A 12,108-nucleotide genomic window follows, 5' to 3' on the forward strand; every position below is an offset into this window, starting at 1 on the left:
CCTCGTGGGCGGTCTACTTCCCGCGGGTCGCGGCGCTCCCCGCTCGGACTTCGTGGTTCTCCTTCGCTTACGTAGTTCGCTCAGTCCGAGCCACGCTACTCACAGCTCACTGCGTTCACCGTTCGCGTACCCGAGACGCTCACCGTGTTCGCGTCTCGCTACTCGTCCACGAGCGCATCGAGCAGCGTCTCCACCTCGTAGGACCCCAGCGCTCGCGAATCCTCTCGAATCGAGTCGATGACGAACGTCGAGTTCGTCCGTTCGACCTCGTCGACGTGTTCGAAGTCGTCGATGAGGCGGCCGACCTGGTCGGCGTCCGGCAGGCGCGCGATGGCGATGAAGTCGGTCTCACCCATCGTCGAGAACAGGTGGGTGACACCCTCGATGGCGAGTATCTCGTCTTCGACCGCGGGGCGGTCGTCGAGGTCCGCGAGGATCTCGACGACGACGGTGACATCCAGTCCGACCGCGTCGAGGTCGATGTCGTACAGGTCGTTCGTGATGACGCCCTCGTCGCGGAGGTTGTTCAGCCGGTAGTGGATGGTCGACACCGGGATGTCCGTCTCCTCGTGGAGCGCCTCGGGACTGCCCGTACCGAGGTCCGTGATTGCCCGCAACAGGCGCACGTCGCGCTCGTCCATGCGTCTCGCTCGTCACGAAGCACCAACTATCCACCGAGTGCAATGTGTGGCTCGAAGAGCGACCAACTGATATTCCGTTTATCCCGGTTATATCCGAATTAGCAACAGTTATCAACTCGAACATCACACTATCGTTCTACTCTATCCTGAATCGTTGTAGAAGGGTTTAAACGTATCAGGCTTCGAGCTTGTAGTAGACACCAATGGTCCGCAGCTATCTTTGGAAAATCCTCCCAAGTACACCCTTCATGTTCGCACTGCTCGCAACGTTCTGGGGCACCTCCTTCGTCGCCATCGAGGTCGGCCTCCACCACGTCCCGCCGATGCTGTTCGCGGCGCTCCGCTACGACGTGGCGGGGCTGGTCGTCCTCGGCTACGCGGCGGTCACGACCGACCGCTGGCGACCGCGCGGACGCGACGAGTGGCTCGTCACGCTCGTCGCTGGCGCGTTCATCATCGCCGGCTACCACGGCCTGCTCTACATGGGCGAACAGTACGTCTCGGGCGCTATCGCGGCCGTAATCGTCTCGCTGTCGCCCGTGATGACCGTCGCGTTCGCGGCGCTCGTCCTCCGCGAGGGTCGCATCGAGGGCCTCGGCGTGCTGGGACTGGCGTTCGGCTTCGTCGGCGTCGTCCTCGTCGCGAACCCGGACCCGGGTGCGCTCGGCGCGGACGCGGTGGGCATCGCGCTGGTCTTCTTCAGCGGCGCGAGCTTCGCGCTCGGCGGCGTCCTCACGCGCCCGTTCGACACCGACCTCCCCGTCGCGACGATGGAGGGCTGGGCGATGCTCCTCGGGTCGGCGATGCTCCACGGCGCGAGCGTCGCGCGCGGCGAACGACTCGTCGACGTCAGCCTGACCGTACCCGCCGTCGCGTCGTTCGTCTACCTGACGGTGATCTCGGGCGTCGTGGCGTTCCTGCTGTACTTCGAACTGCTCGACCGCGTCGGCCCGACGGAACTGAACCTCGTCGGCTACCTCGAACCGGTCGTCGCGGCGCTGATGAGCTGGCTCGTCCTCGGCGAGTTCGTCGACGTGGCGACGGCGACGGGGTTCGCCGTCATCTTCCTCGGGTTCGCGCTCCTGAAGCGGGAGTCGCTCGCGGCGCTCGGGGAACGCATCGTCGGTCGGGGCTCGCCCTCCTACTCGTAACGTCGACCGGGCGGCGCCGCGAGTACCGCGCTGGTCGGGGGCTGGACGGTCAGTGCCCGAACGGTCAGCGCCCCGTGTCGTACTTGTAGGTCGCCTGGTCCGGGTCGATACCGAACTCCTCGGCGTCCGGGTCGGGTTCCGGTTCGTGGGCCTCGGCGGCCGTCTTGAACCGCTCGCGCAGTCGCTCGGGCATCCGGAACCGGCGCACGTCGAGGTGCATCCCGATGGCGTCGGGCGCGATGTCCTCCCGTTTCCGCTCCAGTCGTTCGCGCAGCGTCGCGGGCAGGTTCTCCGTGTCGACCGCTCGGAACCCGAACTGCGAGAGGTAGTTCGGCTCGTCGGTCAGCGCGTAGACGTCCTCGAACCCGTCGTCGATGGCGGTCTTGACGAGTCGCTCGACGACGTGCGCAGCGACGCCCTGGCCCCGCCAGCCGTCGAGGACGCCGATGCTCGTCAGTTCACAGACCTCCGCGGACCCCCCGTCGTCGGCCGTCTCCTCGGGGTCGACGGTGTGGATGCGAACGCGGCCGAACCCGGCCTTGACGTTCGACTCCTCGTCGACGGCGACGACGTAGTCACGGGACCGAAACGACTGCTCGTCGAGGCCCATCGCCTCGATGTGGTCGAGCAGCCACACCTCTTCTCGGTTTTTCGCGTCCCTCACGTACATGGAGTCGGGTTGTCACGGCAACGGCAAAAACGTTCTCCGGGACGGAATCGCGCGGAGGAGCGGGGAGCGACCGCCGCGCGGGGGAGCCAACTTACTTGGCGTCTCCCGGAGCACACCGGGGCATGAGCAGCCTGCCGGACCTCGACGAAGTGGTGTACGAGCCCGACCGGGAGACGGTCGAGGCGACCAACGTCCACGCGTTCATGGAGGAGTTCGACGTCGACGGCTACGACGAACTCGTCGAGCGCTCGCAGGACGTCGACTGGTTCTGGGACCTCCTCCCGGAGTACCTGGGCATCGAGTTCTACGAGGAGTACGACCAGGTCCGAGACACGAGCGATGGACCCCAGTTCACCGACTGGTACGTCGGCGGCAAACTCAACGTCGCGCACAACACCGTCGACCGGCACGCGGCCCGCGACAGCGAGACGCGCAACAAGGTCGCCACCATCTGGGAGGGTGAGGACGGCGAGGTGCGCGAGGTCACCTACCACGAACTCCGACGACAGACCGACGAGGTGGCGAACTACCTCGAATCGGTCGGCATCGGGACGGGCGACACGGTCGGCCTCTACATGCCGATGGTGCCGGAGGTCGTCTCCATCCTCTACGGCTGTTTCAAGGTCGGCGCCATCGCCGTCCCCATCTTCTCCGGGTTCGGCGTCGACGCCACCGCCACCCGCATCGCCGACGCCGAGTGTTCGGTCCTGTTCACCGGCGACGGCTTCCTCCGGCGCGGGTCGCACGTCACCCTGAAGGACGCCGCCGACGAGGCAATCGAGGAGGCGGGCCACGTCGAGCACACCGTGGTGTTCGACCGGCTCGGGGCGAGTGACGAGGACACCGACCTCACCGTCCCGTTCGACGACTCGCGGGACGCGTGGTGGGCCGACGCAGTCGAGACACAGGACGACCACTACGAGACGAAGTCCCTGCCGTCGGGCCAGGAGTCGATGCTGCTCTACTCCTCGGGGACCACGGGAAAGCCGAAGGGCATCGTCCACACCCACGCGGGCGTCGGGGTGCAGTGTCCCAAGGAGATCTACTTCAGCTTCGACCACCGCCCCGAGGACCGGTTCTTCTGGGTGAGCGACATCGGCTGGATGATGGGGCCGTGGACGCTCATCGGCAATCACACGCTCGGCGGGACGGTGTTCATGTACGAGGGTGCGCCGGACCACCCCGAACCGGACCGCTTCTGGGAGATGATCGACCGCCACGACCTGTCGGTGTTCGGCATCTCGCCGACGGCAATCCGGGCGCTCCGGAAACGAGGCGACGAGTGGCTGGAGGGTCACGACCTCTCCTCGCTCCGCCTGCTGGGGTCGACGGGCGAACCGTGGGACCCCGAGTCCTGGATGTGGTTCTACGAGCACGTCGGGAACGGCGAGATACCCATCATCAACATCTCCGGCGGGACCGAGATATGCGGCTGTTTCCTCATGCCGCTCCCGGGGATGCCCCTGAAACCGTGTACCCTCGGCAAGCCCGGGCTCGGGATGAGCGTCGACATCGTCGACTCGCAGGGCGAGAGCGTCGCCGACGACCACGAACGCGGGTTCCTCGTCGCCCGCGACTCCTGTCCGTCGATGACGAAGTCGCTCTGGGAGGGCGACGAGCGCTACCTCGACACCTACTGGAGTTCCTTCGAGGACCCGCCGCTGTGGGACCACGGCGACTGGGCACAGCAGGACGAGGACGGCTTCTGGTTCCTCCACGGCCGCGCGGACGACGCGCTCAACGTGGCCGGGCGGAAGGTCGGTCCCGCCGAGGTGGAGGGCGCGCTCATCGACCACCCGGCGGTGAACCAGGCCGCCGCCGTCGGCGCGCCCGACGACACGACGGGCACCGCCGTCGTCGCCTACGTCATCCTCGACGCGGGCTACGAGGAGTCGGACGACCTGCGCGGGGAACTACGCGAGCAGGTCGGTGAGGAACTCGGCAAGCCGTTCCGCCCGCGCGAGGTGCTGTTCGTCGACGAGTTCCCGAAGACGCAGTCGGGGAAGATAATTCGCCGCGCCATCCAGGCCGCCTACACGGGCGAGGACCTCGGCGACATGAGCAGCATCGAGAACCCGGACGCGCTGGACGAGGTCGAAGACGCCCGCTAGTCGGACGCGGACCCGGATTCAGAGGACGCCCCTGAGTCGGCCCGCCCCTTCGACGCAGGCCGCGCCGACGAGGCCGACCGCACCGGCGGCGAGGAACACCGGAACGTACGTTCCGAACGCTTCGTGCCCGGCGCTCGCCAGTGGCGACGCGAACAGACCCGCGAACGCGAATGCGACCGAGACGATGCCGTACAGCGTCCCCAGGTTCTCGGCCCCGAACAGTTCGGCGACGAGTGGCGAGAGCAACGCACCGTTTCCACCGTAGCCGACGCCGAAGCAGGCGGTGAGACCGAGCAGGACGAACGGCCCTTCGGCGAACGAGAGCGCCAACACCGAGAGCCCCATCAGCGACGAGGAGCACACGAACACCCGGACGCGGCCGATGCGGTCGGAGCCGACGCCGATGCCGAGCCGCGCGAGGCTGGTCGTGACGCCGAGGACGCTGAGCGCGAGGACGCCCGCCCACTCCGACCCGGTGTCGGCGGCGAACGGGACGACGTGGTTGACGAGGACGTACAGCGGCGCGTAGATGAGGGTCCAGCCGACGACGACGAGGGCGAACGGGAGCGAGAACACCGTCTCACCGACGCCGCGTCGGTCCGAGTCGTGGACGTCGTCCCCGCCGTCCGACTGGGTGGCGGCGTCGCGTTCCCCGCCAGCGGTGCCGCTTCCTCCGGGGAACTCCGAGGAGCGGTCGGCACCGACCGACCGTGGGGAGTCGACGAGGAACCACGCCGCGACCAGCAGGACGGCGGTGAGGCCCACCGCGAGTACCTGGAACGTCGCGCGCCACCCGTAGCGGGCGACGAGTTCGGCGGACGTCGGCGCGATGACGAGCATCCCGACGCCGAGGCCCGCGCTGGCGAGGCCGGTGGCCGCCCCACGACGGCGGTAGAACCAGTGTGGCACGACGGCGTATGCGATCAGGTAGAGACACCCCATCCCGACGCCGGTGACGAGGCCGTAGGTGACCACGAGAGCGACGAAGGAGTGGCTCAGGGAGGTGGCGTAGAGGCCGCCACCCAGTAACGACGTACCGGCCAGGAGCGTCGGTCTGGGACCGAACCGGTCGAGCGTACCGCCGAGGAGTGCTGCCCCGACGTAGATGGCGAACGTCTGGACGCCGAACACCAGCGAGACGCGCGCCGGCGAGACGGCGAACGTCGACAGCAGCGGGTCGAAGAACACGCTGAACGAGTACGTCATCCCGAACATGACGGCCGCGGCGACCGAACAGCAGGCGGCGACGACCCACCCGTAGTAGACGGAGCTCGCGAGACGGGAACGCACGACGTACACCGCCGGGGAGGGTGACCAAAAGTGGCCGGGTACCGGTGAACGGTCGTCGCCGGTGGCTCGTCCGTCCTGTTCAACTTCAGTGAACGTCCCGGTAGTTCTTTCACCCGGTGACCAGTCTCCCCCGAGAGGCACGACAGTTAATGTCACTCACGACACCGATACGACGGCTCGGAGAGAAGTTCGCGGACTGGGCGATGCGGTACATGCCGGACCCGTACGTGTTCGTCATCGTCCTGACCGTCCTCGCGTCCCTCGCTGCGTTCCCCCTGGAACTCCAGGAGACCGGGGGGTTGGTTCCCGCGGTGAGCGGCATCTTCGACGCGTGGTACGGGGGCGTCTGGACGTTCCTGACGTTCATGGCCCAGTTCGCCGTCATCCTGATGACCGGTGACGCCATCGCGAAGTCGCCGGCGGTGACGCGACTGCTCGAACGGATCGCGAAGCTACCGAAGTCGCAGGCGTCGGCCGTCGCGTTCACGTCGTTCGTGGCGATGGTCGCCGCGCTCATCTCCTGGGGACTGGGGCTCATCGTCGGCGCGGTGATGGCGCGACAGGTGACCTACCAGGCCCAGAAGAAGGGGCTGAACCTGCACTACCCGCTCGTGGCCGCGGCGGGGTACACGGCGCTGATGATCTGGCACTCGGGGTTGACGAGTTCCTCGGGGCTGTTCATGGCCTCGCTGACCGAGGACCAGACGGAGTTCCTCGAGTACGCGCCGAACGGCATCCCGGTCACCGAGACCATCGGTAGTCTGGCGAACCTCTCGACGGTTGTCCTGTTGCTCCTCGTGATACCCCTCGTGATGGCCTCGCTGCACCCGCGCGACGAGGACGACATCCGGGGACTACCGGACTCGGTGATGGACGAGATGACGCCGGACGACCCCACGCCCGACGGGGGAGAGACCGCGTCCGCCGACCCCGTCGAACCGACGGCCACCGAACGGCTCACTCCCGCCGACCGACTGAACACCTCGGTGGTACTCACCCTCCTCATCGCCGTCTTCCCGGCGTACTACTTCGTCAACTCCTGGTTCTTCAGCGGCGATGGACTGGCGGGCCTCTCGCTCAACAGCATCAACGCCTTCTTCCTGTTCTCAGCCATCCTCCTCTGGAAGACCCCCGAGGGCATCGTCGAGCAGATGGAGGACTCCGTGAAGAACGTCTCCGGCATCATCTTCCAGTTCCCGTTCTACGCCGGAATCTCCGGCATCGTCACCGGGACGGCGCTCGGACTCGCAGTCGCCGACTTCTTCGCGAGCGTGTCGACGCCGCTGACGTGGCCGGTCCTCGGGCTGATGAGCACCGGTCTCGTCAACTTCTTCGTCCCCTCGGGCGGTGGCCAGTGGGCCGCACAGGGGCCCATCCTCCTCGAAACGACCCAACAGCTCGGGATGCCGGTCTCGACGGCGGTCATCCTCGAGATGATGGGCGACCAGCTCACGAACATGATCCAGCCGTTCTGGGCGCTGCCGCTGCTTGCGCTCGCTGATCTCCGGGCACGCGACATCATCGGCTACTCGACCGTGGCGATGCTCGTCGGCTTCGTCATCATGGCGACGACGCTGACCGTCTTCCTCGGACTCCCCCACGCCTGAGAGCCGGACCCGCTCGCGCTCCCCACTCTACCTCCCAACTCGGCCGACGGACCCAGTCCATGTGCCGAGCCTCCCGACACACCACCAGGACGAGGACGCCGTCGTGCGGCCCGATTCCCCGTTAATCGGCAGATAACGTGGTTTAACGACGGATACAGTCCTGAGGAGGAGTGTCACAAAATCGTGTAAGTCGTGGAATAGCAAATGGGAGGCGTCTCGTGCTGTCGAGTAACCCCGCAAGGGGGGGATTCAGATGACCGACGGAAACGACGCAACCGACGAGAGTACAGGAATCGACCGACGCGGCGTGCTGAAGGGGATGGGGGTGGCCGGCGGAGCGGCGCTGGTCGGCGGTGCGGGCGTCACGGCGTTCTCCGGGGCGGCGGCCGCGGAGGCGTCCGCGACGTTCACCGTGAGCAGTACCAGCCTCGCGACCCACGACGGGACGGTCCAGCGCGTCTACATCACGCCCTCGGGCGGCATCGACTGGGCGAACTTCGACGAAGAGGTCGACGGCGTCCGCGTGCGCTTCTCCGCGAAGGTGGAAGGGTCGACGAGTTACGAGACCGTCTGGGACCGGACGTACGACGGACTCGGGGGGCACGGCGGTTACTCCGGGTCGTTCGACAACGTCAGCGCGGGCGACGTGACCCTCTACTCGGGGGACCGCGCGGACGACCTGTTCGGCGAACCCGAGGACGGCACCTCGCGCACCCGGACGGTCCACGTGAAACTCCAGGTGGACCTCCTCAACGCGAGTGGCGCGCTCGCGGATCCGAACGAGCACGCCAGCGTCTCCGACAGTGACACCTTCAGCGCGACATCGACGAACAGGGAGGGCGAGGTCTCCATCACCGCCTCGGCCGACTCCGGGATGGAAGGCGGTTCCACGACGACCGAGTAACGCCACAGATTCCGTTCTACGAGCGTCTCACTCTTTCAGGTTCGTCCGACTCGAATCACTCCAGCACCGTCGCCGGGTCGAGGACACCCGATTCCGGAGCCTCACCGCCGCCGACCGCGAGGTCTCCGACCGCGTCCCCGTCCGGGAGGAGTATCGCGCCACCGGCGAGAACCGGAGCCACGAGCCCCGCGACGACGGCACCCGGACGCGCGAGCGGTGCGCGAACCGCGACGCGGTCGCCCGGTTCGAGGCCCCACTCCTCGACGACTCGCCGGGCCGCGTCGAGGACCGCAGCGTGCGTGTACGACTCCCCATCGAGGTCATGTAGGAGAACGTCGTCCGGCGAGACGCGGTCCGGCGGTTCGGTCGGGTTCTCGCTCCACACGTCGCGCTCGAAGTACGCGACTCCGGGGTCGCTCGGGGCGTCGCCGTACGCCACGCGCTGGGTCCCCGGTTCGACGTCGAAGGCGTCGACTCGGTCGCTCGGGGCCAGCAGCACCCGGCTATCGACCACTTCTTCGGTCGGCGGGTCGAACGAGACGGTCGCGCCGAGCAGTGCCGCGCCGTAGAGCGAGAGCACCACCTCGGGACGGTCGTCGCCGACGAGTGCGACACTGCGGCCGGTGCGCACGCCGAGGTGGCGCAGGAAGTGGCCGACCTTCCACGCGGTTGTGCAGAACCGTCGGTAGTCGTAGGTCCGGCCGACCGCCGGTGCGAGGAGGGCCGGGTCGTCGCTCCGACGGGACCGCGCGACCAGGTCGCCGAGCACGTCCATGGAACCGGTTCGCGTCACACCCCTAAATCGTCGATGAAGCCCGAAGTAGCCACCGCATACCGGGCCTACCGGCTGCAACAGTCCTCCGAGAAGCCACGTCGTGACCGTCCGCAGTAACGGGCTTTTCCCCCGACACCATCCACGAGAATTAATCAGTCGGATAGGTGGCGACGAGTCCCTCGGTGAACGGTTCGAACGGTTTTGAAACGTGATATTAATTTATACCTGTATGTCCTAAGGGAGTGAGTATGAGTTCACAGGAACAGTTCCAAACGCCACTCGACCGGGAGCCCCGCGCAGCACACGACGCGGACACGGAGACCGAACAGCAGTCTCCTGACGCGGCGGGGCGCGTGGTCGCGGTCGACGACGAGTCGCTCGCCGAGAGCGAGGTGACGGTCACGCAGGGTGACGGCTGGCTGGCGTCGCTGACCGTCCGCCCCCGCGTGGAGTGTGCGTGGTCCGGGTTCGACGAAGCACCGTCGGAGGTCGGTGCGACGCTGCTCGTCCGCGTCGACGGCGAGACGTGTTTCGACCCGGTCGCGACCGAACTGCTCCCCCTCGACGAGGGGATCGAGGGAACGACCGCACTCGAGTTCGACGACGCCCACGACGTGGTGGAGAACACGACGCTGGACGCGGTCGACTTCGAACCGCCCTGGCGCACCGACCGACCCCGCACGCGGACGCTCACGCTCCGACTCGTCGTCGACCTGCTCGACGACGACGGGATACCGCTCTGTGGCGACGTCGCCACGGTCGAACGCGACGTCGTCGTCGAGGCTGGCGACGACGCCGTCCCGCACCGAGACTGACCGCCGAGACTCCGATAGCTTCACGCCGACCGCTTCCTCGCCCAGTCACGTGGACACCCAGCGACGCGTCGCCGAGTTCCTCGACGACAACGACCTGCACGCCCCGCCAGCTTACCGCGTCCTCGACCTCGCCTCGGAGGTCGGCGAACTCGCCAAGGAGGTGAACACCGCGACCGACTACGGCGACTCGCCCGACTCGGTCGCCGTCGCGGCGGACGAACTCGGCGACGCGCTGTTCTGCCTGCTCGCGCTCTGTGACGAGACGGACACGGACGCCGAGCGCGCGCTGGAAACGGCGCTGGCGAAGTACGAGTCGCGACTGGACGACACTGGCGACGCCGGGAGCGGGGAGTAGGGCAGACGGCAGGCAAGACTTATTCTCGATTGCTCGACACGCTGTGTATGCAGCCCTCCACCAGTCGCCGCCACCTGCTCGCGACGAGCACTGGCGCTCTCGTTGCGCTCGCAGGGTGTTCTGCGCTCGGTGACGACGTTGGCGACGACGGTCCCGAACCGTTCCGTCTCGGTCGAGTCCAGTTGGATAACAGGCTCGAAACGCCACAGGAGGTCGGTCTGCGCGTCGAGCGGGACGGTGAGCGCGTCCACGACGAGACCTATCGCCTCGACGCGGCTCCCGCCGAGGACCGCGTCTCGACCCGATACGCACCCGTCAAGAGGTTCGGCTGCGTTCGGGGCGTCTACCGGTTGGAGGCACGTCTCGGGGACGGCGACTGGTCGGGAAGGGCGCTCTCGTCGGAGTACGCCGGGCACCTGATAGAACTGGAGGTACGAGAGGGCGACACTGGTCCAGAGGTGGGTATCCTCGTCGAGGCCAAAGCACCCCGGCGGTCGTGCCCAGGAGCGACGAAGGGCGGAGAGACCGCGGAATCGGCCGACTGACTACAGCGAGTTCTTGATCTTCTCGAAGAACCCTTCCTTCACGTCGATGTCCTCGCCGCCAGCCTCGGCGAACGCTTCGAGCGCGTCGCGTTGCTCGTCGTTCATCTGCTCGGGCGTGACGACCTGGACGCGGACGAACAGGTCGCCCTGTCCACGACGCTGGAGGCGTGGCATCCCCTTGTTGCGCAGGCGGAACGTCTCGCCGCTCTGCGTACCTCTGGGGAGGTCCATCGAGACGGTGCCGTCGAGCGTCTCGACCTCCAGCTCGTCGCCGAAGACGGCCTGCGGGAACGAGACGGGGTGGGTGACGTAGAGGTCGTCGCCGTCGCGTTCGAAGCGCTCGTCGGACTCGACGGATATCTCGACGAGCAGGTCGCCGTCGCGAGCGCCCGGTTCGCCCGGCGCGCCCTCGGCCTCCATCCGGAGCGTCTGGCCGTCGCGGATGCCCTCGGGGACGTCGACGGTGAGCGTCGACTCCTCCATCACCAGCCCCTCGCCGTCGCAGGTGTCGCAGGTCTCGCTGTAGATGGTCCCCTCGCCCTCGCACTGCGGGCAGGTCGTCGTCTGCTGGACCCGGCCGAGCGGCGTCTGCTGGACGCGGACCTGCTGGCCGCGACCCTCACACGCCGGACACGTCTGGGCCTCGGCGTCCTCGGGGTGGCCGTGACCGTCGCAGTCCGGACAGTGCTCGGGGCGGGTGACCGTCATCTCCTTCGCCGTACCGAAGTAGGCGTCCTCCAGGTCGACGGTCAGCCCGGTTCGGAGGTCACGGCCCGGGCGCGGGCCGCCCCTGCCGCGGCCACCGCCGCCACCGCCGCCGAAGAACTGCTCGAAGATGTCGTCGAACGGGCTCCCCTGTCCGCCGCCACCCATGCCGCCCATCCCGCCGAACGGGTCCTGGCCGCCCTGGCTGGCGTCGTAGCCGCGTTTCTCGGCCTGTTCGTACTGCTCGTGCCCCATCCGGTCGTACGCCGAGCGGGCGTCCTCGTCGGTGAGGACCTCCTTCGCCTTCTTGACCTGTTTGAACTTCTCCTCGGCGTCGGGGTCGTCGCTCACGTCCGGGTGGTACTCGGCGGCCTTCTTCCGGTAGGCCTGCTTGATAGCGTCCTCGTCCGCGTCGCGAGAGACGCCGAGCACCTCGTAGAAGTCCCTGCTCATTCGTTGAGCATTCGTTGTTTGTTGAGCCACTTGAACAGACCGGCTTCCGATGCCAGTCGCACCGGTCGCACCGCTACTCGCTCGAC

Annotated in this window: 12 protein-coding genes; 7 read left to right on the forward strand and 5 right to left on the reverse strand. The window is 67.4% G+C overall.

The genetic code is table 11. The features are described 5' to 3' along the window. Positions 1–158: 158 nt before the first annotated feature. Entirely contained in the window at positions 159–641 is a 483-nt protein-coding gene (locus MX571_RS19150; protein ID WP_247420081.1) for an Lrp/AsnC family transcriptional regulator, read from the reverse strand. A 248-nt stretch (positions 642–889) separates the two neighbouring features. On the opposite strand from MX571_RS19150, the gene MX571_RS19155 reads away from it, so the two are divergent. Further along, complete coding sequence (locus MX571_RS19155; protein WP_247420083.1) at positions 890–1,792, forward strand: DMT family transporter; 903 nt, start codon at positions 890–892, stop codon at positions 1,790–1,792. A gap of 64 nt (positions 1,793–1,856) precedes the next feature. On the opposite strand, the gene MX571_RS19160 is transcribed toward MX571_RS19155, so the two are convergent. Beyond that, positions 1,857–2,462 (reverse strand): GNAT family N-acetyltransferase, encoded by a 606-nt coding sequence (locus MX571_RS19160; RefSeq protein ID WP_247420085.1) that lies wholly within the window; start codon positions 2,460–2,462, stop codon positions 1,857–1,859. A gap of 122 nt (positions 2,463–2,584) precedes the next feature. Between MX571_RS19160 and MX571_RS19165 the strand changes: the two genes are divergently transcribed. Next, entirely contained in the window at positions 2,585–4,573 is a 1,989-nt protein-coding gene (locus MX571_RS19165; RefSeq protein ID WP_247420087.1) for an AMP-binding protein, read from the forward strand. Between the two features lie 18 nt (positions 4,574–4,591). On the opposite strand, the gene MX571_RS19170 is transcribed toward MX571_RS19165, so the two are convergent. Further along, entirely contained in the window at positions 4,592–5,863 is a 1,272-nt protein-coding gene (locus tag MX571_RS19170) for an MFS transporter (RefSeq protein WP_247420089.1), read from the reverse strand. A 149-nt stretch (positions 5,864–6,012) separates the two neighbouring features. On the opposite strand from MX571_RS19170, the gene MX571_RS19175 reads away from it, so the two are divergent. Together MX571_RS19175 and MX571_RS19180 are read left to right on the forward strand one after the other, a co-directional pair. Then, positions 6,013–7,470 carry a TIGR00366 family protein gene (locus tag MX571_RS19175; RefSeq protein ID WP_247420091.1) on the forward strand — a complete coding sequence of 486 codons (1,458 nt, stop codon included), beginning with the start codon at positions 6,013–6,015 and terminating at the stop codon, positions 7,468–7,470. Between the two features lie 253 nt (positions 7,471–7,723). Further along, complete coding sequence (locus MX571_RS19180; protein ID WP_247420094.1) at positions 7,724–8,374, forward strand: hypothetical protein; 651 nt, start codon at positions 7,724–7,726, stop codon at positions 8,372–8,374. 55 nt (positions 8,375–8,429) lie between these two features. Here MX571_RS19180 and MX571_RS19185 read toward each other — a convergent pair whose 3' ends face one another. After that, the gene (locus tag MX571_RS19185) at positions 8,430–9,167 is read right to left on the reverse strand and encodes an AMP-binding protein (RefSeq protein ID WP_247420096.1); all 738 of its coding nucleotides are present in this window, start codon (positions 9,165–9,167) and stop codon (positions 8,430–8,432) included. Between the two features lie 230 nt (positions 9,168–9,397). Between MX571_RS19185 and MX571_RS19190 the strand changes: the two genes are divergently transcribed. Genes MX571_RS19190 through MX571_RS19200 form a run of 3 tightly spaced genes read left to right on the forward strand, consistent with a single transcriptional unit; the run spans position 9,398 to position 10,864 of the window. Continuing rightward, positions 9,398–9,964, forward strand: a complete 567-nt coding sequence (locus MX571_RS19190) for a hypothetical protein (protein WP_247420099.1) — start codon at positions 9,398–9,400, stop codon at positions 9,962–9,964. A gap of 49 nt (positions 9,965–10,013) precedes the next feature. Continuing rightward, positions 10,014–10,319, forward strand: a complete 306-nt coding sequence (locus MX571_RS19195) for a MazG nucleotide pyrophosphohydrolase domain-containing protein (protein ID WP_247420101.1) — start codon at positions 10,014–10,016, stop codon at positions 10,317–10,319. Positions 10,320–10,366: 47 nt separating this feature from the next. Continuing rightward, the gene (locus MX571_RS19200; protein WP_247420104.1) at positions 10,367–10,864 is read left to right on the forward strand and encodes a hypothetical protein; all 498 of its coding nucleotides are present in this window, start codon (positions 10,367–10,369) and stop codon (positions 10,862–10,864) included. On the opposite strand, the gene dnaJ is transcribed toward MX571_RS19200, so the two are convergent. After that, positions 10,865–12,022 (reverse strand): molecular chaperone DnaJ, encoded by a 1,158-nt coding sequence (dnaJ, locus tag MX571_RS19205; RefSeq protein WP_247420115.1) that lies wholly within the window; start codon positions 12,020–12,022, stop codon positions 10,865–10,867. Between the last annotated feature and the right edge of the window lie 86 nt (positions 12,023–12,108).

It is taken from the genome of Halomarina salina, assembly GCF_023074835.1.
Classification (GTDB): Archaea; Halobacteriota; Halobacteria; order Halobacteriales; family Haloarculaceae; genus Halomarina; species Halomarina salina.